We start from the raw sequence: 22636 nt of genomic DNA on the forward strand, positions 1-22636 counted from the left end.
GTTCCGCCTACAGTAAAAAGGAAGTCAGCACATAGTCCGCCGCCAGGATCAGCACGCAGGAAATGACCACCGCCGAGGTGGTGGCGTTGCCTACGGCCTCTGGGCCCACGCTGTCGCGGCGGCGGTGGGTGTAATAGCCCTGGTGGCAGCAGACCGTGGTGACCAGCAGGCCGAAAACCACGGATTTGACGAAGCCGCCGGTCACGTCGGTCAGGGTCACGGAACTGGCGATGCGGTAAAAATAGGCTCCCTCGTTGATGCCCAGCATGAGCACGCCGGTGAGATAGCCGCCGATGATGCCGATGACGTCGAAAATGGCCGTGAGCAGGGGAAAGGAAAGCAGAGCGGCCAGCAGGCGCGGGCTGACCAGATAGCCCATGGAATTGATGTCCATGACGTCCAGGGCGTCGATCTGGTCCGTGATGCGCATGACCCCGATTTCGGCGGCTATGGACGAACCCGCCCGCCCGGTGAGCATGATGGCCGTGAGCACCGGCCCCAGTTCGCGGATCAGGGTCAGGGACACGGCCGAGCCCAGCATGCCCACGGAACCGAACTGGACCAGGGTGTAATAGCCCTGCAAACCCAGCACCATACCGCAGAAAATGCCGATCAGCAGAATCACGAACAGGGATTTGTAGCCGATCACATAGATCTGTTGCAGGGTGCGCGGAAAAATTTTGGCGCTGGCGAAGATCTGGCGCAGACCCGCCAGCATGAACAATGTCATGCCGCCCACGGCGTCGATGCCGCGCAGGCAGGGGCGGCCCAGAAGGCGCAATAAACCCGGCCCGGCGTTGTGTCCGTCCACGACCGGCCTCAGCGTCCGGTTTTCCGGGTCTTGCCGGAAACCGTTTTTTTGGAGGCCAGAATGGGTTTGCCCAGTTTCATGCGTTGCAGCTCCTCGCGCAGGTTGGCGGCATCCAGTTCGGTGCCGCGCAGATTGACCAGCACCAGCAGCACCTTGCCGCTCTTCTGCTGGCGGGTGCGCAGACCTTTGCCTTCCAGACGGGCGCGCAGCTTGTCCGCGTCGGCCTTGTCCTTGAATGCGGCCACCTGGTAGGTGAAATCAAACAGGGCTTCGGCCTGCTGCGCTTTGGGCTGAGCCGCCGGGGCCGTGGCGCGCTGGCCCTGCGCCTGCGGGGCGGCGGAAGCCGGTGCGGGCGTGCCCGCGGCTGTGTCGGAGCGGATGCCCCAAGCGGCCAGACCCGCGCCCTGCGGGCGGCTGAAAGGATAGGCGGGCGTATTCTGCGGGGCGGCTTGCGGCGTCTGAGCGGATGGGGCGGCCGTTTGGGGGGACTGGTCCGCCGGAGCGGAAGCGGCGGCCTGCTCCGCGCCGGGGGCGGCGCCCGCAGGGGCCTGAGCAGGCTGCCCGGCGGGATTCGCCGCTGCCGGTTCGGCGGGAAGGCCGGCGGGAGGCGTGACGGCCCGCGGAGCCTGATCCTCATGGGCCATGCCGGTCATTTGTTCCACGCGTTTTTCAGGATTCTGACCGCGCCCGACCATGAAGCCCATGAAAAAGGCCCAACCCACGGCGGCGACCAGCACCACTCCCAGCGCGGCCACGGCCACGCCGGACAGGCTGACGGTGAAACGGCGGGGCTTGTTGCCGGAGGCGGCGGCCGCCGCTTTCTGAAAACTTTTCCGTAAAGGTTGGGGCATAGGCGTTACATACTCTCCGGCGCGCTGACGCCCAGAACGTCCAGGCCGTTGCGCAACACCTGGGCCACGGCGCGCAGCAAGGCCAGCCGGGCCAGGGTGCGCGGCATGTCGTCGGCCAGCAGCACCTGATGTTTGGCGTAATAACTGTGCAGCAGGCCCGCCAGTTCGCTCAGATAATGGCTTACGTGGTGGGCGGCCAGGGCCTGGGCGGCCGCGGCCAGCATGTCCTCAAAGGCGGCGGCCTTGCGCAGCAGGGCCATGTCCTCGGGCGTGTCCAAGCCCGCCAGCATCTCTTCGCTCACCGTATCCGGCAGGCTGACGCCGCGTTCGGCCGCGCGGCGCAGCACGGCGCGGATGCGGGCGTGGGCGTACTGCACGTAGTAGACCGGATTGTCCAGGCTGCGCTGTTTGGCCAGCTCCAGGTCGAAATCCAGGGGGCTGTCGCTTTTGCGCGAGAGAAACATGAAACGCGCCGCGTCCACGCCCACTTCGCGCAGCACGTCGGCCAGGGTTTCAAAGGTGCCCGCGCGGGTGGACATGCTCACCGGCTTGCCGTCCCGCAGCAGGTTGACCAGCTGGATCAGAACCACGTCGAAGCTGTCGCGCGGCCGTCCCATGGCCGTGATGGCCGCGCGCATGCGCGGCACGTAGCCGTGGTGGTCCGCGCCCCAGATGTCGATGAGCCAGTCGTAGCCGCGCTCGAACTTGTCGTGGTGGTAGGCGATATCCGTGGCGAAATAGGTCAGGCTGCCGTCGGATTTTTTCAGCACGCGGTCCTTGTCGTCGCCCAGCTGCTCCGTGGCGAACCAGAAGGCGTTTTCTTTCTCATAGGTGTAGCCGGAGCGGCCCAGGGCGTTGAAGGCCGCGTCCACCGCGCCGCTTTCCACCAGGGTCTTTTCCGAAAACCAGCGCTGGTGCTCCACCCGGAATTCATTGAGGTCCGCCTTGATGCCGGTCAGAATTTCGTTCATGGCCCGCTGGTAGCAGCGCTCCTGTCCTTCGGCTTCGGGCAGGTCCGGCAGATGGGGGTCGGCGTCCAGCATCTCCCGCGCGATGTCGATGATGTACCCGCCCCGGTAATAATCCTCGGGCCAGCTCACCGGACGCCCGGCCAGTTCCAGCACGCGCAGCCAGACCGAAAGGCCCAGCAGGCGCATCTGGCGGCCCGCGTCGTTGATGTAATACTCCGTGTCCACCGCGTAACCGGCCTTGCGCAGCAGGCGGGCCAGACTGTCGCCCACGGCCGCGCCCCGGCCGTGCCCCACATGCAGGGGGCCGGTGGGATTGGCCGAAACATACTCCAGCAGCACCTTGCGGCCCGCGCCCGCCTCGCTTGAGCCGTAAGCTCCCGCGGCGGCCTCCACGTCCAGCACCGTGCGCCGCCAGAAGGCCTGGCTGAAGGTCACGTTGCAGAAGCCCGGTCCGGCGGCCTCGGCCTTTTCCATATCCGGACAGCGTTCCAGCAGCCGGTCGGCGAATTTCCGGGCCAGCTCGCGGGGATTGCATTTGGCTTCTTTGGCCAGCAGCATGGCCGCGTTGGTGGAGAGATCCCCATGTCTGGGATCGCGCGAGGGCTCAATGACGGTTTTGGCCGGCCAGGCCAGGCCTTCTTCTTCCAGAATGGCCGCAAGGGCCGTGCGCAGTGTTTCGGTGGCGCGCATATGCTTTTCGTATCCTTGGGAATAGTGCGGGAAAATATTACAGGCTGAAGGCCCGGACGCTTTCCAGATTGCTGACCAGTTCCACGCGCGTGTCCGCGTCCCCGGCGGCAATGCCGCTGAGGCAGGGGGCGACCATTTTGCCCAGCACGGCCTTGGGGCCCAGTTCCAGCCAGAAGCGCGCGCCGTCCGCGTACTGGTTGCGCACGGTTTCAATCCAGCGCACCGGCGAGACCATCTGTTGCAGCAGGCTGTCCCGCGCGCTCTCGCCGTCGTGAACCGCCTTGCCGTGCAGGTTGCAGTAGACCGGAAAACGCGGCTTTTGCCAGACGGCCTTGCGCAGCAGGGGGGTCAGCTCCCGGTTGGCCTCTTCCATCATGGGACTGTGAAACGCGCCGCTGACCTTGAGTTCGATGCCGCGCCCCTTGCGTTCCTTGGCTTTTTGGCAGGCCAGGGCCACAGCGTTTTTCGCGCCGCTGACCACCAACTGGGCCGGAGTGTTGTAATTGGCGGTGAGCAGCAGTTCGCCGCTCTCGGCGGCGGCCTCGGCCACGATTTCCGCCACGCGGGCCTCGTCCAACTTGAGCAGGGCGGCCATGCCCCCCTTGCTCTGTGGATCGGCCTCGGCCATCAGGCGGCCGCGCAGGGCCGTGATTTCCAGTACGCTTTCCGGCGTGAGCACGCCCGCTGCGGCCAGGGCGCTGAATTCGCCCAGGCTGTGCCCGGCGGCGCCGCGCGGGCTGACGCGTCCGGCCATTTCCCGCCAGAGATTGCAGTTGACCACGGTCAGGGCCGGTTGCAGGGCGCGGGTGTCGCTCATGGCGGCTTCGTCGCCGTCCCAGTAAATTTCGCGCAGGGGCAGGCCGCTGACGCGCTCGGCCAGTTTCCAGAGGTCCATGGCCTCCGGCGAGGCCTCGGCCAGATCGCGGCCCATGCCGGGCTCCTGCGAGCCCTGGCCGGGAAAAAGCAGAACAGGTTGGATCATAGGTGCGGCATCTCCAAAAGGAGGGTGAACTTGGAGCGTTGACAGCGTCAACGCGATCAAAAATCAGGAGCGGGTCACGGCTTGCCGCGCCGGTAAGCGACTGATTTTTGTGCCTTTCCGCCTGGCGGCTCTGCCGTCATGGACGGCGCGAAACCCGCTTCGCGGACGTTGTATCAGGCAGCCGAATTGCTTTTTTTACGTTATCGGCGCGGGGCTTGCAAGTCCCGCTTGCGGGGGATATGACAGAAAGCCCGGCGTATCCGCCGGGAAAGTGTGGAGAGAGCGAGCATGCAAGAGCAACGGACGGTGGACAGAAAGGATTTGGCCGCGCTTGCGGCGGCTTCGGGCATTGACGTGCCCCCGGCGGCTCTGGAGCCGCTGGCCGTCTATCTGGAAATGTTGTGCCAGTGGAACGCGGCCATGAATCTGGTGGGCGCGCGCGCCTGGCGGGATATTCTGACCCGTCTGGCGGCCGACAGCTTCCATCTGGCCTCCTTTCTGGAGGAACTGCCCCTGCCGGAACAGCCGCTGACCTGGGATCTCGGTTCCGGTGCGGGCCTGCCGGGCATTCCCCTGCGCATGGTCTGGACCAGGGGCGGCTATTATATGGTGGAAGTGCGCGAAAAGCGCGCCCTCTTTCTGTCCAGCGCCCTGGCCCGTCTGCAGTTGCCCTCCACCCATGTTTTTCGCGGTTCGGTGGAGCATTTTTTCCAGGGCCAGTATTATCCGGCGGACTGCATCGTGAGCCGAGCCTTCATGCCCTGGCCCGATCTGCTTGAGCTGACCCTGCCCCGGCTGCGGCCCGAGGGCGTGCTGGTGATCCTGGCGCTGACCCCCGCGCCCGAACGTCTGCCCGCGCCCTGGCGGCTGGCGGGCGTGCGCTCTTATGTGGCGGCCGGCAGCGGCCGCTGGTTCTGGGCTCTGAGCCCGTCATCCGGCACGGACGTGGCTGCCGGCAAATCCGCACTGGACGGCCCTGCCGGGGAAGACGGTCCATGCCCGGGGTAAGCCCGGCGGCGCCGCGTTACTGGCTGCGGGGCCTGTTCTGGGGGCTGCTGACGCTGGGGCTGGCCTTCGGCCTGCGCATGATGGAGTGGCCCTGCTGGCAGAATCCGGAATACCGTCTGGGCAGCGAATGGCTGCTGGCCACCCACGACGCCTATCATTGGGTGGCCGCCGCCGAGGGCTTCGGTCTGGACGTGGACCATCCCATGGCCGAGATGCTGCGGCTCATGGCCCGGACTCTGCACACCTATCCGGCGGCCGTGGCCTTCTGGTTTCCGGCCGTGCTGGCCAGCATGGTGGCGGTGATCGTCTTCGCCTGGGTCTGGGCTCTGGGCAGCATGGAGGCGGGCGTGGCCGCCGGGCTGATCACCTCTCTGGCGCCGGGTTTTCTGGCCCGCACCCTGCTGGGCTATTACGACACCGATCTGGTGACGCTTTTCTTCCCCCTGCTGATGACCCTGGCCCCGGCCTGCTGGGCCATGCGCTACATGCTGCTGCCCCAAATGATCTTGCGGCGGCTGGCGCTGGGTTCCGGCCTGAAGGCGGAGCAACGCCTCTGGGGCGTGCGCGGCGCGGACGAGACGCATCTGGAGCGCCTGGGCAATCCTTTGCACTGGCCGTGGGTGTTGCTGTTGGGCGCGTCGGGCGTCATTTCCTGGTGGACCCAGGAATGGCATTCGGTCTTTCCCTATCTGATCCGGTACAATGTGCTGTTGCTGGGCCTGATGGGTCTGGTCATGGCTCCGCGCGGGCGGCGCGGCCTGTTGCTGCTGGGCGGGCTGGCCTACGCCCTGCCCACATTGGGCGGCCCGGCGGGCTTCGGCTTCAGCCTGCTTCTGCTTCTGGCGGGCAGCCGGGCGGGCCGCAAGCTGCGCCATATTCTCTGCCGCCCGCTGACGCTGGTCCTGCTCTGGCTGGGCGTGGCGGCGCTGTTGGTGCAGGGTGAAATCCTGACCACCCTGATCAACCACGCCAACGCCTACCTCAAGCACAGCGGCGACGTGCGGAGCACGGGCGAGGGCGTCAGCCTGGTCTATCCTTCGGTGGCCCAATCCATCATTGAAGTGCAGGATCTGGGCTTCGCGGCGCTCTTCTCCTATTTCCATCCCTGGATGGAGGCGGCCATCGCGGGCCTGGCGGGCTTTGTCCTGGTGCTCTTCCGGCGGCCCGGCGCGCTCTTTCTGCTGCCTCTGGCGGCTCTGGGCCTGCTCAGCACCAAGCTGGGGGGCCGCATGGTCATGTTCGGCGCGCCGGTGGTGGCCGTGGGCCTGGCCCTGCCCCTGTACTGGCTGCTGCAACGCCTGTTACGCGCGGACCTGCGCGGGGCCGTGGCCGGAGCGGCCACTTCCTGCATTCTGCTGGCCCTGCTGGTGGCGCCTTTCGCGGACATGATCCAGGCCATCTCCCAGGGGCCCATCATCAACCGCCGCCACGCCGAAGCCCTGACCCGCGCGCGCACCATGACCCCCGAAGATGCCAAACTCTGGCTCTGGTGGGACTGGGGCTACGCGGCCCATCACTTCGCGCGGCGCTCGACCATCGCGGACGGCGCGCAGCACGCCGGGCCCTCTCTTTATCTGCCGGCGGCGGTCTTTGCCACGGACAACGCGCGCTTCGCCCGGCAGTTGATCCGCTACACGGCCAAGATGGGCAACGAACCGGGCCATGTGTTTGAAGGTCTGGACGGTCAGGCGGCGCAGGCTCTCATGGACAGGCTGCGTTCGCCGGAAACCCCGCTGGTGGAAGCCAAGGGACGGCTTTTTGTGGTGGTCAGCTTTGAAATGCTGCGCCTGGGCTTCTGGATCAGCAATTTCGGCAACTGGAATTTCGTGACCCGTCAGGGCGAGGGCGGCGCGCTGTCCATTGTGCCGCAGGCCCTGGCCTACCGCCTGGACACCGGAGAAGTGCGGCTGGAGGACAGCGCCAGCACCATTTACGCCTCGTCCATCAGCGTGTTTGAGGAAACCGGCGTGACCCGCCGCAATTACGTTCAGGAATGGTTCGACGCCCACCCCAAGGCCACGGCCGAGGAGCAGAGGGAATTTCTGGCCGGGCGGCGGAACGTGAACTTCCTCTTCAACCGGGTCACGGACGAAAAGCTGGCTGTGGACGAGGGGCTGTACAATTCTCTGATGATCCAGCTCCTGGTGGGCGATCCGCAGGACGCGCGCTTTTCGCCCTATTTCAAGCTGGTCTACGACAACGTCTTTGCCCGGATTTATGAAGTTCTGTAGAACACCTTTTTCGTGGTGGGCGGCTGCTCCCGCAACTGCCGGAGCAATGTTGCTTCAAAATTGCTCTGGAGCAGATTAACTTTGAAATGTGTACATTTCAAACACTTAACAGTGCAAAAGCTATGCTGTCGCTATCCGTAATGCGGCACAGCCGCATAACGGATAGCGCTAAATTGCGTTTACGGCTTTATGGCGCGAGGCTGCTGTGCAGCCTCGTTAGAGCGTTTCAAAATGAAAACGCTCTAATGGTGGTAGGGGATCTTGCGCAAAATGCACTCGGCCCGGTAGAGCTGCTCCAGCAGGACCACACGGGCCATTTCGTGCGGAAAGGTCATGGCCGAAAGGCTGAGCAGGCGGAAGGCGCGGCCGCGCACTGCCTCGTCCAGACCGTACGCCCCGCCCACGATGAAGCAGGCGCGGCCGCGCGCCTCGTGGTCCAGTTGCCGCAGCAGATCCGCCAGTTGCGGCGAGGTCAGGCCCGCGCCGCGCTCGTCCAGCACCAGAGGCACGTCCTGCGGGTCCAGGGCGTCCAGAATGCGGCGGCCTTCCAGGGCGTTGCGCTTGTCCGGGGGCAGGGCCGCGTCGCCGTCCCGCACTTCCGTGCATTCCAGACGCCGCCAGCGCGTGATCCGCGCCAGATAGTGGGCGGCGGCGTCTTTCCAGAACGGCGTCTTCAGCCGGCCCACGCTGATCAGCCGCAAAGGTTTGCCTGTCATGTCCGATTCCCCCTGCCGTGTGCTTGATTGCGCCGCCGCGGCCCGATGTCTGCGCCGTGGCGGCGTTGTGATTTTCCCCACCGAAACCTTTTACGGCCTGGGCTGTCTGGCCGCCGACGCGGCGGCCGTGGCCCGTATCTATCAGCTCAAGCGACGGCCCGTCCAGCGCCCTCTGCCCCTGCTGGCCGCCGACGCGGACCAGGCCGGGGCCGTGGTTTGGCTGGAGGCCGCGCCGCCGGAACTGACCGCGCGTTTCTGGCCCGGTCCTTTGAGCCTGCTGCTCCCGGTCCGGCCCGGCCTGCCCGCCCCTTTGGTCAGCGCCGGGGCCGGAGGTGAGGATGGAGCGGCGGGCAAGGCCGCGTTGCGCGTGTCGCCGCATCCGCTGGCCGCCCGTCTGGCGCGCCTGGCCGGAGGCGCGCTGACCGCCAGCAGCGCCAATCTGAGCGGCCGCGCTCCGGCCCGGCGCCTGGAAGAGCTGGACCCGGAACTGCTGGCCGCCCTGGCGGAACTGGGCGATCTGGGCGGCCTGCTGCCCGCCGTCAGTGAAGCGGAGCAGCCCCCCGGCGGCGCGCCGTCCACCCTGGCCGAACCCCTGCCGCCCGACGGGGACGGGAGGCCTCGCCTGCGCCTGCTGCGGGCCGGAGCCGTCAGCGCGCGTGCTCTGGCGGAAGCGGGTTTCGTCTGCGTGGACTGAGCTCCGCCAGGGCAGACGCATCTCATTTCAGTTTTGCCGGTCTGTTATTTGTCGTGATTATCCGTCAAAACCGGCCTTTTCGGCGCCGGCGGCGTCATCTGGCGCTTTTCGCTGCTCACGTGCCTGAGTACATCTCTGCTCTCGATGCCCGTAAGCTCGCTACGCCTCGCCAACGGGCACGGCCCTTTGGGCCGCCTTCCGGTCGGTTTCCGCGCAAAAAGCGCCATCTTCCTTGTCAGCGCCGAAAAATCTTGCTTCAGCCGTTGCGACGCAGGAGCTTTAGCCGTAGGCGAGCTTGTGAGCCGTACGGATAAAGACAGTACTGCCAGCTACGGCTGAAGACAGCAATGAGTTACACGAAATTGTGTCCAGGGAAGGTAAGCCGCTGGCGCGGCAACGGCTAACGCATTTTTTAGGATTCTCCCGACACCAGCCATCCGCCTGCGCTTTGCTTCGGCGGAGCAGAGGCGGCTTTACCCCTTTTTGTCTGTTACTAGGCTATCTAGTCAATAAATAAAGATTTTTTAGATGCGTCTGTCCTGTGAGCTCCGCGCCATCACCTTGCGGCGCGGGCCGGACTGGCTTACCATGGGGCGCACCTCATTGTTCAGGGAAGCGCATGAAAAAAGACGTGATCTGTCCGCACTGCGGCAAAGCCTACAGTTGTTACCGCAATCCCACGCCCACCACGGACGTGGTCATTTACGAGCCGACGCGCGGGGTGGTGATTATCGCGCGGGCCAATCCTCCTTTGGGCTACGCGCTGCCCGGCGGCTTCATCGAGGAAGGCGAGCAGGCCGAGGCCGCCGCCGTACGCGAAATGCGCGAGGAAACCGGCCTGGACGTGGAACTGACCGGTCTGCTGGGCGTGTATTCCCGCCCGGACCGCGACCCGCGCCAGCACACCCTGAGCATGGTCTTCACCGGCAGGCCGCGTGATCCCCTGGCCCTGCGCGCCGGGGACGACGCGGCCCAGGCCGCTTTTTATCCCCCGGACGCTCTGCCCGAACCCCTGGCCTTTGACCACGCCCGCATTCTGGCCGACTTCCGCGAGGTTCTGGCCGGGCGGCGGACCCTGGGCGCGGTGGAGCCCTTGGCGCGGGAAAGGAACAGCTGATGGGCTACGCCAATCTGAGTCAGTGCCTGGCGGACCTGGAGGCCCAGGGCCAGCTCAAACGCGTGGACGCGGAGCTGGACCCGTATCTGGAACTGGCCGCCGTGCAGCGCCGGGCCTTCCGGGCCAAGGCTCCGGCCCTGCTGTTCACCAGGGTCAAGGGCACGCGCTTTCCCATGCTGGCCAATCTCTTCGGCACGCATGAACGTCTGCGTTATATTTTCCGGGACAGCCTGCGGGCCGTGGACGCCGTGCTGGCGGCCAAGGCCGATCCCATGGCGGCCCTGCGGCGGCCCTGGCGTTCGCTGCCGGCGTTGCCCGGCCTGGTCCATATGCTGCCGCGCGTCAAACGCGTTCAAGGCCGTGACGGCGGGCGGGGCGGCAGGGCTCCGGTGCTGGAATGCAGTTGCAATCTCGCGGATCTGCCGCGTCTGACCTGCTGGCCCCGGGACGGCGGTCCCTTTATCACCCTGCCCCTGGTTTATACCGAAGATCCCGACCGTCCCGGCCTGAACGCTTCCAATCTGGGCATGTACCGGGTGCAGCTGGCGGGCAACGCCTACGCGCCCGATGAAGCGGGCCTGCACTATCAGATCCACCGGGGCATCGGCGTGCACCATGCCCATGCTTTGGCCCAGGGCCGGGAACTGCCGGTGCACGTCTATGTGGGCGGGCCGCCCGCGCTCAGCGTGGCCGCGGTGATGCCCCTGCCCGAAGGCCTTTCCGAACTGCGCTTCGCGGGGCTGCTGGGCGGACGCCGCATGGCCCTGGCCCGCTGCCCGGGTCTGCGCCTGCCCGTTCTGGCCGAGGCGGATTTCTGCATCAGCGGGCGTCTCGTGCCGGAGCTCAAGCCCGAGGGGCCCTTCGGGGACCATGTGGGCTATTACAGCCTGCGGCATGATTTCCCGGTGCTCAAGGTGGACGCCGTGCATCACCGCCGGAACGCGGTCTGGCCCTTTACGGCCGTGGGCCGTCCCCCGCAGGAAGATACGGTGTTCGGTGACTTCATCCATGAACTCACCGCGCCCCTGGTGCCGCAGGTTTTTCAGGGCGTGCTCGAGGTGCATGCCGTGGACGTCGCCGGGGTGCATCCCCTTCTGCTGGCGCTGGGCAGCGAGCGCTACACGCCCTATGAGGCGCAGCGCAAGCCGCGCGAACTGCTCACGGCGGCCCTGCACCTGCTGGGCGCCACCCAGACCGCCCTGGCAAAGTACGTGCTGCTGGCCGCGCATGAGGATGCGCCCGGCCTGCGCGCCCGCGACGTGCCCGCCTTTCTGCGGCATGTGCTGGAGCGCGCCGACTTCAGCCGCGATCTGCATTTTCTGACCCGCAGCACCAGCGACACCCTGGATTACACGGGTAGCGGTCTGCACGAGGGTTCCAAGCTGATCTGGGCCTCGGCCGGGGAAAAGCGGCGCGAACTGGCCCTGGAGCCGCGCGCCCTGCCGGACCTGCCCGAGGGCTTTTCCGAAGCGCGCGTGGCCGGGCCGGGGATGCTGGTTTTGCGTGGCCCGGCGCATAGCCTGGAGCGCGGCGAACCGGACCCGCGTCTGGAAGACCTGGCCCGCTGCCTGGAGGCCTGGCCCAATCGCGAAGGCTTTCCGCTGGTGGCGGTGGTGGACGATCCCGCTTTCTGCGCCGCCGGTCTGGACAATTTCCTCTGGGTGGTCTTCACCCGCTCGGACCCGGCCACGGACAGCTACGGCGCGCACGCTCAGACCCGCGCCAAGCACTGGTCCTGCGCCGCGCCCCTGATTCTGGACGCCCGCCTCAAGCCTTTTCATGCCCCCCCATTGGAAGAGGACCCGGCCGTCACGCGCCGGGTGGAGGCGCTGGCAGCGCCCGGCGGGCCTTTGCATGGATACTTTTAATTCGGGGGAGGCAACTTCATGAAAATCGCTTTACTGCAGTGCAACAGCGTCACCGGCGACGTGGCCGGCAACCAGACCCGCATTCTGGAGGCCGCGCGCCGGGCCGCCGAGGCCGGGGCGGACCTTTGCGTCACGCCGGAACTGGCCCTTTGCGGCGTGACTCCGGGCCACTATCTGTGCGCCGCCGATTTCGCCCAGGGCTGCCGCGCGGCCCTGCAGAATCTGGCCGACGCCCTCAAGGACGGGCCGCCGCTTCTGGTGGGCGCGCCGGTGCCCAGCGTCTATGCCGTCGGCCTGCTCTCCAATGCCGGTGTGCTGGTGGACAAGGGCAAGTGGCAGGTGATTTCGCGCAAGGTCTATCAGAATATGGGCCGGAGCGGCGGCCAGGGCGACGACGTGCGCTATTTTGACCGCGGCGTGTCCTGCGGCATTCTGACTCTGGGCGGCTGGCGGCTGGGCGTGGTTCTCTGCGAGGACGCCGTGGCCGAGGAAGGCGCTTTCTGGCAGACCCAGTACGCCAGCGGGCACAACCCGCTTATGGAGCTGATCCAGCGCGGGGTGGACGCCGTCGTGCACATGGCGGCCGCGCCGTTCTGCGTGGGGGCGCAGGAGGCGGGCGAGCACATGCTTTCACACGTGGCGGCCCGGCATCACGTGCACCTTTTTTCGGTCAATCTGGTGGGCGGCAACGACAGCCGCATCTACAACGGGCAGAGCCTGGCCTTTGACCCCACCGGCCAGTTGCTGGCGCGGGGCAAGGCCTTTGCCGAGGATGTGCTGGTGGTGGACACGGCCGGTCACGGCGCGGACGCGGTGGAAGAACTCTGCCAAAGCGCCGAAGAGGCCGAGTGGCGCGCCCTGACCCTGGGTACGCGCGACTTTGTGCATAAATGCGGCGCGCAGCGGGCCATTGTGGGCCTGTCCGGCGGCATGGATTCGGCCCTGGTCTGCTGCATCGCGGTGGAGGCTCTGGGCGCGGGCAACGTCACCGGCGTGCTGATGCCCTCGCCCTACAGCAGCGAGGGTTCGCTGACCGACGCCCGCCAACTGGCGGACAATCTGGGCGTGACCACCGTGACCCTGCCCATCGAACCCCTGATGCGCGCCTTTGAGGCAGCGCTCAAACCGGGTCTGGATCTTTTCCCGCCCTATGAGGGGGAGGTGACTTTTGAGAACGTGCAGGCCCGCATCCGGGGCACGCTGCTGACCTCCCTGGCCAACCGGGCCAAAGCCCTGGTGCTGAACACCGGCAACAAGAGCGAAGGGGCCATGGGCTACTGCACCCTTTACGGCGACGCCGTGGGCGCGCTGGGGGTTATCGCGGACCTGACCAAAACCCAGGTCTACGCCGTGGCCCGCTGGTACAATACATACCGGGGCGCGGAAATCATTCCCCAAAATGTTTTCGACAAGGCCCCATCCGCCGAATTGCGCCCCGGCCAGAAAGACGCGGACAGCATCCCGCCCTACGAGGAGCTGGATCCCGTGCTGGAGGCCCTGCTGGAACCGCCGGCGGAGAGCGTGGACAAACCCCTCGACGACGTCTGTCGTGAGGTGCGCGACAAGCTGTTCCGGGCGGAATTCAAGCGCCGCCAGGAGCCGCTGGCCCTGCATGTGAGCCGGGTGCCCTTCGGCGCGGGCTGGCAGGCGCCGGTGGCCGGGCGTTATCGGCTGCCGTAAGGAACGCCGGCCCTGTGACGTCGCCCGGCTTTCCCCTTGAAGCCCGACGCGCAGTGGGGTAAAAACAGATTCCAAACAACGCAGTTCCATGAGTGGAGGATGTCATGGCGGAAGCACCGGAGAAAAACCTGGCCCTTGATATTGTACGCATCACCGAAGCCGCGGCCCTGGCATCGGCCCGCTGGCTTGGCCGGGGCGACAAGGAGGCCGGAGACGGCGCGGCGGTGGATGCCATGCGCATCAGCTTCGCCACCCTGCACATCGACGGCATGGTGGTCATCGGCGAAGGCGAAAAAGACCACGCGCCCATGCTCTACAACGGCGAAAAGGTGGGCATGGGCGACGGCCCCAGCCTGGACGTGGCCGTGGACCCGGTGGAAGGCACCAATCTGCTGGCTTACGGGCGGCCCAACGCCATTTCCGTGGTGGGCGTGGCTCCCAAGGGCAATATGTTCAATCCCGGCCCCAGCTTTTATATGCAAAAGCTGGTGGTTTCGCGAGAGGCGCGCGACGTCATTGACCTGGACGCGCCGGTTAAAGACAATCTGGTCAACGTGGCCAAGGCCATGGGCAAAAGCGTGCAGGACCTGGTGGTCTTCGTGCTGGACAAACCGCGCCATCAGCGTCTGATTGAGGAAATCCGCACAGCCGGAGCGCGCATCCAGCTGCAGACCGACGGCGATGTGGCCGGTTCGCTGATGGCTGTGGACCCGCGTTCCGAAGTGGACCTGATGATGGGCACGGGCGGCACCCCGGAAGGCGTGCTGGCGGCCTGCGCCATCAAGGGCATGGGCGGGCAGATTCTGGCCCGGCTGGACCCGCAGTCCTATGTGGAAAAAGAGGCCATCAACGAGGCCGGCATTGATTTGCGGGAAGTGCTTACAGTCAATGATCTGGTGCGCAGCGACGACTGCTTCTTCGCGGCCACGGGCATTTCCGGCGGCGATTTTTTGCGCGGCGTGCGGTACAGCGCCCGTCACGCGGTGACTCATTCGCTGGTTTTGCGCGGCAAAACCGGCACCCTGCGGTATGTGGAGTCCTATCACAATATGGACAGACTTTCTAAAATCAGTGCGGTTCGGTATTGAATGAATAATGGTTATTTTATTTTGTCGGCGCTGTGGCGCCGGATTTTCCGGGCCGGTCCGGCCTCGGCGGCGGTGCTGGCTGCGGCCCTGAGCCTGCTGGCGGTTCCGGCCCCGGAAGCGCTGGCGGCGCGCGCCGCCCAGAAAAAGGCCGTCCAGGTTACCACAATCTATGACAACCAGCCGCCGGTCACCGACAAGGAACTGGTCGGTTTTCTTGAAATCCTGCCCCGCTTCCGGGCCTGGGCCAAGGAAAACAAGGAAGAGGCCCATCCGGTGCTGCGCAACGGCAAAGCGGACTTTCTCTATTCGCCCCAGGCGGCGGAGTGGGTGCGCGCCCAGGGCTGGGACCCGGTACGCTTTTTCTGCGTCATGGGCCGCATGGCCGCCGCCTTGGTGATTGTGGAAGAAGGCAACGATATGAGCGGCACCCGCCCGCGCGACATGCCCGGCGTCACGGAAGAGGAACTGGCCCTGGCCCGTCGCCATCTGGGCACAATGCTCAAGGCCGGCGGCAACGCGCCGCCTATCAATCGCTGAACGTCGCGCACTCCGCGCACAAAAAAACGCTCCGTCTGACGGAGCGTTTTTTTGTGCGCGGAGCGTTCTTTGAGTTTTTTCTTCCGCATGGCGTGTGCTTGAAGTTGCTGCTGAAAGCTGGTATCAAAAATTGACTTTATTTAATGGATCATCTAAATACAGTCATAACTATGGGGATGTTTTATGGAATCTCGGCTTTACCGGTTTTCATGGGATTTTATCGGCGATATTGAGGACGGCAGGCCCAACCTCGGCAATACCACGCGCATCGAAGTCTACCGCCTGTTCCAGTATACCTTGCGTGACGTTCTGGAAGCGCGCTACGGCACAGAGGAATCCGACCGCATTCTCTATGAGGCGGGCTTTCTGGCCGGGAAAAATTTTTGCGAAAAATTTGTCGGGCCGCGCGAATCGTTCGATGATTTCGTGGACGGCGTGCAGCGCGCCCTGCTGGATCTCAAGGTCGGCCTTCTGCGGATGGAAAGCGAAGACCGGGAAAACGCCCGTTTCACCTTGACCGTGGCCGAAGACCTTGACTGCTCGGGCCTGCCCGACATGGAGCACGCCGTCTGCACCTATGATGAAGGCTTTATTGCCGGCATCTTCAACGTATTCACCGGCCAGGATTTTGATGTAAAGGAAATCGACTGCTGGTGCACGGGCGACCGGACCTGCCGTTTTGAGGTCAAACCCAAAAGCGCGGCCTGACAGGAGCGCTGAAAACCATAAGCGTACCGCATGCTCAACCCTTCCGCACAGCTCGAGAATCTCACCGATCCCTCGGAGGAGCTTCTCGACTTCGTAATGAACGTGCTTGCGCGGAACTCGTTCCATGAAGGGGAGATCCCCGAAAATCTCCGGGGCCTCAAGGGAATCGAAGATCTGCACGCATTGCTTTGGGATATCCGCCGTCTGGCGTACGCGCTGGGCAGGGGGGATCTCAAGTATGTCTGCAAGGGTAAAGGCTGCGTCATCGGCGCGCTCAAGACCCTGCAATCCAATCTGTACCATCTTACCTGGCAGACCCAATGCATCGCCAAGGGGGAATACCAGCACCGGGTGAACTTCATGGGCGACTTTTCCACGGCCTTCAATCAAATGGTCGTGGAACTGGACAAAAATGTTTCCGCACTGATGCGTTTGTCCCAGAAGTACAAGGAACTGTCCGCCAAAGACCCGCTGACCGGTCTGTACAACCGCCGTTCCTTTAAAAGCGTGGTGGCGGATACTCTGGAGGGAGCCGGGCAGAGCGAACTTCCGTCAACCATAATCATGGCGGACATCGACCATTTCAAAAAAGTCAACGACACCTACGGTCATCTGTGCGGCGATGCGGTATTGCGCGCCTTCGCCGAAAAAATATCCTCGCTGCTACGGCCCCATGACCTGTCCTGCCGTTACGGCGGCGAGGAATTCGTCATTCTGTTGCCGGGCACGGCGCTTGAGGTGGGCGTAGCCGTGGCGGAACGGCTCTGCCGGGGCGTGGAGGACATGACTATCTCCGCCGAGGGCGTGGACCTCCGCATCACCGCCAGTTTCGGCGTGAGCAGCTTTACCGTGCCGCAGCCGCGGACCAGAAAGAAAATCATGGTGGAATTCGCTTCGGCCGTGAAGTGCGCCGATGATTGCCTTTATCAGGCCAAAAAAGCGGGGCGGAATACCGTCATCTGCGAAGAGGACGTACCTGTGGCGCAGTGCGTTTGAGATTGAAAACGGCGAACTGTTTTTAAGGTTGCGTCTGGCTTTTCAAATAACAAAGCCGCTCCGGAGGATATTCTCCGGAGCGGCTTGTTGTTGTCTGAGGGTGGGATTTAATTGCCGGTGGGAGCGGGAAGCGCGGCGGGCGCATCCCCCGCATCGGGCGCTTCCGGCTGGGGGTCCGCCAAGGGCGCGTCGCCTTCCGGAGCAACGGCGGGCGCGGCTTCCTGTTCCGTCAAGGGGGCATTCTTCGCCCCAACGGGTTCCCGCGCGGGCGCCTGATCCGGAATCAGAGCCGGAGCGGCTTCCGGCGCGGCCGGAATTTCACCTATTTTTTCCGCGTCCGGCGCGGCGGGCGTCACGCTGTTTTCCGGCGCGGCCGGGGTCTGGATATCCTGAAGACGGCTCAAACCGGCCTGCGGCAGGGCGGCCAGCTCCGGCGCGAGCATCAGGGCCGCTGGTTGGGTAAGAATCACGGCCGCCAGCGTGCAGAACAGCAGCGCGCCGCCCGGATGATCCCGCCGGATGAAGCGGGTCATGGCCACGGCGGTCAGCAGACAGAGCACGCCGAGCACGGGCAGCGCCGTGAGGCCCAGAATCATTTCACGCTGTTCCGGGCTGAGCGGATGGGAGAAAAAGCGCGCCGTCCAGTCCAGGGAGAAGCCGAAGCCCGCCGCAGTCAGGGCCAGGCCGGCGTGCAGCAGGCAGAGGGCCGCGATGAGGTAGAACAGGCGGCTGCCCAGGTGCGGCAGGCGCAGCAGGGCTTTGCCCAGCAGCGGGGCGGCCAGGCAGGCTAGGGCCACGGCCACGCCCTGCATCCGCGCGGCGGGCGTCAGCAGGCTGAACAGGCAGCCCAGAACCAGGCTGATCCAGACAAAGGCCGAACCGGCGCGCTCCGCGCGGGAGGCCTTGAGATCACTCCAGGCCGAACGCAGCACCCGCTGCCAGGAGACGCAGACCACCAGGGCGAGCCAGGGCGCGAGGCCCAGAGCGGCCCCGGCCAGGGGCCACCACCAGCGGGCCGGCAGGGGCCAGGGGCAGCGGGCCAGCGTGGCGTAGAGGCTTTGCATATAGCCTTCGGCGTGGGTCCAGAGAATGACGCTGCCCAGCCAGCCGGCCAGAAGCAGCAAAAGCAGGACAAAGCCGGTCAGGGCGTCCAGGGCCTGAGCCCGGCGGAACGCGCCGCGCCAGAGCAAAAAAACAACACTGGCCAGCAGGGGCAGCAGCAGATGGAAAAGCCCGCCGGTCAGACCCGCCAGACCAGCCAGCACAAAGCCCGCCGGGAGGCAGAACCAGGCGCTCTTGGCCTGCCAGCCGTGACAGAAACAGAGCAGGGAAAAGAGCAGCAGGGCGGCGGATAAAGCCGCCGAGCCGGTGAAGTGGGCCAGGGGTGCAAAAATCGGCGCGCAGAGCAGAATCAGCCCGGCGGCCAGAGCGGCCTTGGGACCGAAACCCGCCGCGCGGCTCAGACCCCAGACGCCCAGCAGGGCCAGAGCCGCGGCCAGCGCCCCGGCCAGGGGAAAGAGCAGGGCGGACGCGGCCTGCGGCAGCAGGACCGCCAGGAGAGCCATGAACCAGGTGAAGCCCGGCCACTGTGCGGCCAGGCAGGTTATCTGGCCCGCCAGTTCGGGCGTCGAACCCGCAGTGGGGGCCAGCCACGGCCCGTTCTGGGCGGTGTGCAGGAAAATCCGGATGTTCTGGATCTCGGCCGGGCAATACAGGGCGTCGCCGCGCCAGGCCTGCCAGAAGTCCGGCCAGGCTTGGGCCGCCAGCACCAGCAGCAGGAACAGAGGGCCCAGGCGGCAGAGCGCCTGAAAGAAGTTGTCCGCCCGGCCCGGAACCGGCGCGGATTTGGACGCGGGCGCGTTCATGCCGTCCTTGCGCGTTTCCCGCGCGGGCCGTCCGCCGTCGGCATCCCGGCCGCCGGACGCGGCCGTGGCATCCGCCGGAGCGGAAGCCGCGTTTGCCGAAGCTTCCGGAGCGGCGTCCGTCCCGCTCTCCGGCGTGGCGTCCGGGGAAGGATTGGGGGCTTTGTCTGAGGTCATGGCGTCGCTCCTGGTTGACGTGAGAGAAACAAATCCGCCGCCCGGCCGCCAAGCAGCAGATGGCGGGCCTGGCGGGCGTCAAGATCAAGTCTGAGACCGCTCCCGTCTTGCGCCAGAGCGGAGGCCGGGGCCCGGCCGCTGAGAATGTCGCGGGCCGCGTTCGCTGTGACGCCGTTGGGCAGGGTCAGGGAAAAGGTTCGCTTTTCAGCGGAAAAATTGGCCGCCAGCAGCCAATAGCCGCCATCGGGCAGCGCGCTGAGCACTGCCGCGCAGCCGGGCGGGCCGCTGAACACCGCCAGCAGCCTGCCCCGCGCCAGGCCCGTGTCGCGGCGGGCGTGCAGCAGGCCGCTCACAGCGTGCAGAAAGCTTTGCCCGTCCGCCCATTGCCGGTCCAGGGGGCCGAAGGCCAGCGGCGCGGGCGGTCTGGAGCCTGTGGCGCTCTCCAGCCAGAGGGGCGTCAGGCCCAGGCTGGCGGGCAGATCCGGCGTGGCGCGCGGCAGGTCCAGCGTCCCGGCCAGATCCTGCGGACTTACAAAACTCAGGCCCGGCAGGCCGACGCGCCAGCTCAGCAGCAGAAGGCAGGCTTCGCGCAGGGCCGCGTTCTTGTCCGCAGTGGCGGCGGGACCGCTGGAGGCGGCTGCGTCGGAGGGCTTCAGCCCCAGAGCGCGCGCGGCCAGAGAGGCCGGTGTGGTCCAGAGCCGCAGGGCATCGGGCGGGCCGCCGGCTTTTTTCTGTGCCTCCCGGATCAGTTCCCGGCCGCGCGGCAGGTCCAGCAGGGGCCGCCAGTCCACGGCCTGCCAGTCGTGCAGGCCGCGCGCCAGACGGCTCTGGTCCACACCGGCGGCCTGCGCGGCGCGCAGCAGGGCGGCCAGCGGCGCCGCGTCGCCGCTGAGCAGGGCATAGGCGGCAGCCGCCGGGGTGATGGTGTCGCGGGTGAAATCCACGGCCCCGGCCAGCACCGCCGCCGTAAGCGAGGGGGGCAGCACGTCGTCCTGCATGGCCCAGCCGCCGTAGCGGTGCACCTCGCGCGCGGCCTCGTCCAGAGCGTCCAGGCCCGGGGTCAGCCGGGTCTGGTCCGGCATATTTGCGCCTTTGGGATGGGGGGGCTGTGTCTGGGCCGCGTCTTCCGCCGCGCCGGGGGGCACGTCCAGGCCCATGAGGGCTTCCAGGCGCAGGCCGGTGAGGGTTTGCTGCTGGAGGCCGGTATGCTGGATGATGGCGGCGGAAAAAATGCGCCGGGCCTGGCCCGAAGGATCCTGCCAGAGCAGCACCGGGCGCAGGGCGTCGCCGCTGTAGCGATAGACCCAGCGCCGGATCTGGCCGTCGGCCCCGCGCACCTCGCCGGTCGCGGCCCAGCCGCCGGGCGTGGCCCAGGGCAGGCTGTCGCGCACCAGGGCTTCGGGCAAAAGTCCGCGCCCGGCCAGTTGCGCCACGGCTTCTGGTCGCAGGGGCAGGCACTCCCATTCGTCCGGCAGGCGGGGCAGAATGTCCCAGTCCTTTTGCGGCACGGCGATCATGGCGTAGACGCCGTCGAAACGCGCGGCCCGCCGGGCCTGAAGTATGAAATCCGGTCCCAGGCCCGTGGCCGCCGGGGGCAGTTCGCCGCCCGTCTGGACCTGAAGCCGCTCCAGACGTTGGGCCAGTTTTTCGAAATCCGCGTCCGCGCCCAGAGCCGGATCAAAACGCAGGGAGGCCACGTTTTCCCCGCCGGGAGAAGGCTGGTTGCGCTTGTTCCAGATGTCGGCGCGTTCGCCGGTGGGGGAAATGAACAGACCGTTGAGCCCGGCCTGGGGCAGAACGTCCGGGAAGCCGCCCCCGCTCCCGCCGGACAGCGTCCGGAAGAGGGGCTGACCGGCGCTGACGGTGTAGGGATTGAGCGCGAACCAGTTGGGCGCGGCTCCCAGCAGAACGGGCAGACGCCGGGCCGTGCTGCTGTTGCGCCAGATGCGTTCCGTGCCCGAGACCTGGGCCGTGAGTTCCGGCGCGGCTCCCAGCATGGACTGCCGTTCAAGCCATTGCAGATAGCCGGGGTCGGCTCTGGGCAGGCCGTTGCCTGCGGCGGCCGCCGCTGAGGGGACGCCGGTCGGGTGCGCCGCGCGTTTTGGGGGCGTGCAGGCCGCCGTCAGACAGCAGATCAGCAGAACGGCCGGCAGAACAGCCAGAAGGCGGGGCGTGCGGCGCGGCAGGGGCATGGCGTCTCCGTCAGGCCTTGTCGGCGGATGCGGCTGTTTCCTCCGCCTTGGCCGCGTTCCAGAGTTCGTCCTTGTCATCCAGGGAAAGTTCCGTGAAATCGCGACCCTGCTCCCGGGCCAGCTCCTCCATGCGGGCGAAGCGGCGCAGAAAGCGCAGTGTGGCCAGATCCAGGGCCTCGCTGGCCTTGATGCCCTTGCGGCGGCCCAGCTCGGTGATGCTGAAGAGCAGGTCGCCCAGCTCATGCTTCTGGGCTTCCGCGTCGCCGTTGGCCGAGGCGTCGAGCCATTCCAGCCATTCGGCCTCCACCTGCTGCTCCACCTCTTCGTCCTCGGGCCAGGTGAAGCCCGCGCGCGCGGCCTTGGAGTGGATGCGGTAGGCCTTGACCAGGGGCGGCAGGCTGGCGGGCAGGCTGTCGAAAACGCCCTGGGGCTTGCCGTCGGCGTCCGCGTGTTCGGCGCGTTTGATGGCTTCCCAGGTCTTGAGCTGCTCGTCCAGATTTTCAAAAACCGTATCGCCGAAGACGTGCGGATGGCGGCGGATCATCTTGGCGCGGCTGGTGTTCAGGGCGTCGTCAAAGTTGAACTGGCCCCGCTTCTCGCACAGGCGGGCCACGAAGAGCAGCAGAAAGGCCACGTCGCCCAGTTCTTCCCGGATCTCGTCGGCCTTGCCCGAGCGGATGGCGCTGACAAGCTCGTGGCTTTCCTCAATGACGTAGTCGGTCAGACTTTCCGGACTCTGTTCCTTGTCCCAGGGGCAGCCGTCCGGGCTGATCAGGCGTTCGATGACGCTTTGCAGTTCTTCCAGGGCGCTTTTTTCCATGACGCGGTGCATCCTTTATACTATGGGGTTCAGATTCCCAGCCGGGAAACAAGATCGGGCGGCAGCCAGGTGCGCACCTGCTCCATCAGGGCGTTGAAATAGGGCAGGGCGCGCGAATGCCGCATAAAGGGCGCATCGTGAAAGAATTTTTGCAGCACCAGCAGAGCCAGCGCGCAGAGCAGCACGCCCTTGGCCAGGCCCAGCAGCCCGCCGGCCAGCCTGTCCGCCCAGGAGACGAAGGAAAAGGAAAGGATTTTTTGCAGAATGCGGGCCAGCACGGCCACGGCCAGGATCACGGCCAGAAAGATCAGCACGTAGGCGGCGATGGTCCGCCAGGCCGGATCGGCGATGGACGTGAGGCGCGGGGACAGCAGGGGATGATAGGCATGCGCGGCCCAGAAGCCGCCCACCAGCGACACCACCCCGGCCACTTCGCCCACAAAACCGTGCGCAAAACCCCGCCCGGCGAAAAAGACCAGCGCCAGGACGATGATCAGATCAAAAATATCCTGCCCCATATGTGGTTCCGTCAGCCTCCGTGGCGCACCATAGCAGAAGCGCCGCCATGAGACAATGCGGCCCGCTGTACAGCCCCCGGCCATTGGGCTATATTGCCGGACGTGAAACCGACGTCCTC

General features: G+C 66.1%; 19 protein-coding genes. 10 read left to right on the forward strand and 9 right to left on the reverse strand.

What is annotated here, in order from left to right:
• Positions 1–7: 7 nt before the first annotated feature.
• The 4 genes from FYJ44_RS10410 to FYJ44_RS10425 are packed head-to-tail and all read right to left on the reverse strand — an operon-like array spanning position 8 to position 4305.
• Positions 8–811 carry an MlaE family ABC transporter permease gene (locus FYJ44_RS10410; protein ID WP_288230942.1) on the reverse strand — a complete coding sequence of 268 codons (804 nt, stop codon included), beginning with the start codon at positions 809–811 and terminating at the stop codon, positions 8–10.
• An 8-nt stretch (positions 812–819) separates the two neighbouring features.
• The gene (locus FYJ44_RS10415) at positions 820–1662 is read right to left on the reverse strand and encodes an SPOR domain-containing protein (RefSeq protein WP_154511836.1); all 843 of its coding nucleotides are present in this window, start codon (positions 1660–1662) and stop codon (positions 820–822) included.
• 5 nt (positions 1663–1667) lie between these two features.
• The gene (argS, locus tag FYJ44_RS10420; RefSeq protein WP_154511838.1) at positions 1668–3323 is read right to left on the reverse strand and encodes an arginine--tRNA ligase; all 1656 of its coding nucleotides are present in this window, start codon (positions 3321–3323) and stop codon (positions 1668–1670) included.
• A 37-nt stretch (positions 3324–3360) separates the two neighbouring features.
• Complete coding sequence (locus FYJ44_RS10425) at positions 3361–4305, reverse strand: ACP S-malonyltransferase (protein WP_154511840.1); 945 nt, start codon at positions 4303–4305, stop codon at positions 3361–3363.
• A gap of 288 nt (positions 4306–4593) precedes the next feature.
• On the opposite strand from FYJ44_RS10425, the gene FYJ44_RS10430 reads away from it, so the two are divergent.
• Complete coding sequence (locus tag FYJ44_RS10430) at positions 4594–5313, forward strand: 16S rRNA (guanine(527)-N(7))-methyltransferase RsmG (RefSeq protein ID WP_229772661.1); 720 nt, start codon at positions 4594–4596, stop codon at positions 5311–5313.
• On the forward strand, positions 5301–7544 hold the full coding sequence (locus tag FYJ44_RS10435) for an STT3 domain-containing protein (protein WP_154511842.1): 2244 nt from the start codon (positions 5301–5303) through the stop codon (positions 7542–7544). Before FYJ44_RS10430 ends, FYJ44_RS10435 begins: the two co-directional genes overlap by 13 nt.
• A gap of 242 nt (positions 7545–7786) precedes the next feature.
• Here the strand turns inward: FYJ44_RS10435 and FYJ44_RS10440 are convergent, their stop codons facing one another.
• Positions 7787–8260 (reverse strand): 23S rRNA (pseudouridine(1915)-N(3))-methyltransferase RlmH, encoded by a 474-nt coding sequence (locus tag FYJ44_RS10440; protein WP_154511844.1) that lies wholly within the window; start codon positions 8258–8260, stop codon positions 7787–7789.
• On the opposite strand from FYJ44_RS10440, the gene FYJ44_RS10445 reads away from it, so the two are divergent.
• From FYJ44_RS10445 to FYJ44_RS10480, 8 genes are all read left to right on the forward strand, one after another.
• Positions 8259–8954: an L-threonylcarbamoyladenylate synthase gene (locus FYJ44_RS10445; RefSeq protein ID WP_154511846.1), complete on the forward strand. Its 696-nt coding sequence runs from the start codon at positions 8259–8261 to the stop codon at positions 8952–8954. The two genes, FYJ44_RS10440 and FYJ44_RS10445, sit on opposite strands and share 2 nt — an antisense overlap.
• 619 nt (positions 8955–9573) lie before the next feature.
• Positions 9574–10071 (forward strand): NUDIX domain-containing protein, encoded by a 498-nt coding sequence (locus FYJ44_RS10450; protein WP_154511848.1) that lies wholly within the window; start codon positions 9574–9576, stop codon positions 10069–10071.
• Positions 10071–11939, forward strand: a complete 1869-nt coding sequence (locus FYJ44_RS10455; RefSeq protein ID WP_154511850.1) for a UbiD family decarboxylase — start codon at positions 10071–10073, stop codon at positions 11937–11939. Before FYJ44_RS10450 ends, FYJ44_RS10455 begins: the two co-directional genes overlap by 1 nt.
• An 18-nt stretch (positions 11940–11957) precedes the next feature.
• On the forward strand, positions 11958–13619 hold the full coding sequence (locus tag FYJ44_RS10460) for an NAD+ synthase (protein WP_154511852.1): 1662 nt from the start codon (positions 11958–11960) through the stop codon (positions 13617–13619).
• 104 nt (positions 13620–13723) lie between these two features.
• Positions 13724–14707, forward strand: a complete 984-nt coding sequence (glpX, locus tag FYJ44_RS10465) for a class II fructose-bisphosphatase (RefSeq protein WP_154511854.1) — start codon at positions 13724–13726, stop codon at positions 14705–14707.
• Positions 14708–14728: 21 nt separating this feature from the next.
• Positions 14729–15244 (forward strand): serine/threonine protein phosphatase, encoded by a 516-nt coding sequence (locus FYJ44_RS10470; RefSeq protein ID WP_229772662.1) that lies wholly within the window; start codon positions 14729–14731, stop codon positions 15242–15244.
• A gap of 183 nt (positions 15245–15427) precedes the next feature.
• Positions 15428–15952, forward strand: coding sequence for a V4R domain-containing protein (locus FYJ44_RS10475; protein ID WP_154511858.1), 525 nt, complete (start codon positions 15428–15430; stop codon positions 15950–15952).
• Positions 15953–15982: 30 nt separating this feature from the next.
• Positions 15983–16948 carry a GGDEF domain-containing protein gene (locus FYJ44_RS10480; RefSeq protein ID WP_154511860.1) on the forward strand — a complete coding sequence of 322 codons (966 nt, stop codon included), beginning with the start codon at positions 15983–15985 and terminating at the stop codon, positions 16946–16948.
• A 107-nt stretch (positions 16949–17055) separates the two neighbouring features.
• Here the strand turns inward: FYJ44_RS10480 and FYJ44_RS10485 are convergent, their stop codons facing one another.
• The 4 genes from FYJ44_RS10485 to FYJ44_RS10500 are packed head-to-tail and all read right to left on the reverse strand — an operon-like array spanning position 17056 to position 22517.
• Complete coding sequence (locus FYJ44_RS10485) at positions 17056–18987, reverse strand: hypothetical protein (protein WP_229772663.1); 1932 nt, start codon at positions 18985–18987, stop codon at positions 17056–17058.
• The gene (locus FYJ44_RS10490) at positions 18984–21179 is read right to left on the reverse strand and encodes a hypothetical protein (protein ID WP_154511862.1); all 2196 of its coding nucleotides are present in this window, start codon (positions 21177–21179) and stop codon (positions 18984–18986) included. The genes FYJ44_RS10485 and FYJ44_RS10490 overlap by 4 nt, the downstream gene beginning before the upstream one ends.
• 10 nt (positions 21180–21189) lie before the next feature.
• On the reverse strand, positions 21190–21999 hold the full coding sequence (mazG, locus tag FYJ44_RS10495; RefSeq protein WP_154511864.1) for a nucleoside triphosphate pyrophosphohydrolase: 810 nt from the start codon (positions 21997–21999) through the stop codon (positions 21190–21192).
• A 29-nt stretch (positions 22000–22028) separates the two neighbouring features.
• Entirely contained in the window at positions 22029–22517 is a 489-nt protein-coding gene (locus tag FYJ44_RS10500; protein WP_154511866.1) for a CvpA family protein, read from the reverse strand.
• Positions 22518–22636: the final 119 nt, after the last annotated feature.

The organism is Desulfovibrio porci (assembly GCF_009696265.1).
Classification (GTDB): domain Bacteria; phylum Desulfobacterota; class Desulfovibrionia; order Desulfovibrionales; family Desulfovibrionaceae; genus Desulfovibrio; species Desulfovibrio porci.

What these genes read in the sequence shown, in the direction of transcription:
- FYJ44_RS10415 (WP_154511836.1), bottom strand. Translation starts at nt 1,662, where the DNA reads ATGCCCCAACCTTTACGGAAAAGTTTTCAGAAAGCGGCGGCCGCCGCC.
- argS (WP_154511838.1), bottom strand. Translation starts at nt 3,323, where the DNA reads ATGCGCGCCACCGAAACACTGCGCACGGCCCTTGCGGCCATTCTGGAA.
- FYJ44_RS10425 (WP_154511840.1), bottom strand. Translation starts at nt 4,305, where the DNA reads ATGATCCAACCTGTTCTGCTTTTTCCCGGCCAGGGCTCGCAGGAGCCC.
- FYJ44_RS10430 (WP_229772661.1), top strand. Translation starts at nt 4,594, where the DNA reads ATGCAAGAGCAACGGACGGTGGACAGAAAGGATTTGGCCGCGCTTGCG.
- FYJ44_RS10435 (WP_154511842.1), top strand. Translation starts at nt 5,301, where the DNA reads ATGCCCGGGGTAAGCCCGGCGGCGCCGCGTTACTGGCTGCGGGGCCTG.
- FYJ44_RS10445 (WP_154511846.1), top strand. Translation starts at nt 8,259, where the DNA reads ATGTCCGATTCCCCCTGCCGTGTGCTTGATTGCGCCGCCGCGGCCCGA.
- FYJ44_RS10440 (WP_154511844.1), bottom strand. Translation starts at nt 8,260, where the DNA reads ATGACAGGCAAACCTTTGCGGCTGATCAGCGTGGGCCGGCTGAAGACG.
- FYJ44_RS10450 (WP_154511848.1), top strand. Translation starts at nt 9,574, where the DNA reads ATGAAAAAAGACGTGATCTGTCCGCACTGCGGCAAAGCCTACAGTTGT.
- FYJ44_RS10455 (WP_154511850.1), top strand. Translation starts at nt 10,071, where the DNA reads ATGGGCTACGCCAATCTGAGTCAGTGCCTGGCGGACCTGGAGGCCCAG.
- FYJ44_RS10460 (WP_154511852.1), top strand. Translation starts at nt 11,958, where the DNA reads ATGAAAATCGCTTTACTGCAGTGCAACAGCGTCACCGGCGACGTGGCC.
- glpX (WP_154511854.1), top strand. Translation starts at nt 13,724, where the DNA reads ATGGCGGAAGCACCGGAGAAAAACCTGGCCCTTGATATTGTACGCATC.
- FYJ44_RS10475 (WP_154511858.1), top strand. Translation starts at nt 15,428, where the DNA reads ATGGAATCTCGGCTTTACCGGTTTTCATGGGATTTTATCGGCGATATT.
- FYJ44_RS10480 (WP_154511860.1), top strand. Translation starts at nt 15,983, where the DNA reads ATGCTCAACCCTTCCGCACAGCTCGAGAATCTCACCGATCCCTCGGAG.
- FYJ44_RS10485 (WP_229772663.1), bottom strand. Translation starts at nt 18,987, where the DNA reads ATGACCTCAGACAAAGCCCCCAATCCTTCCCCGGACGCCACGCCGGAG.
- FYJ44_RS10490 (WP_154511862.1), bottom strand. Translation starts at nt 21,179, where the DNA reads ATGCCCCTGCCGCGCCGCACGCCCCGCCTTCTGGCTGTTCTGCCGGCC.
- mazG (WP_154511864.1), bottom strand. Translation starts at nt 21,999, where the DNA reads ATGGAAAAAAGCGCCCTGGAAGAACTGCAAAGCGTCATCGAACGCCTG.
- FYJ44_RS10500 (WP_154511866.1), bottom strand. Translation starts at nt 22,517, where the DNA reads ATGGGGCAGGATATTTTTGATCTGATCATCGTCCTGGCGCTGGTCTTT.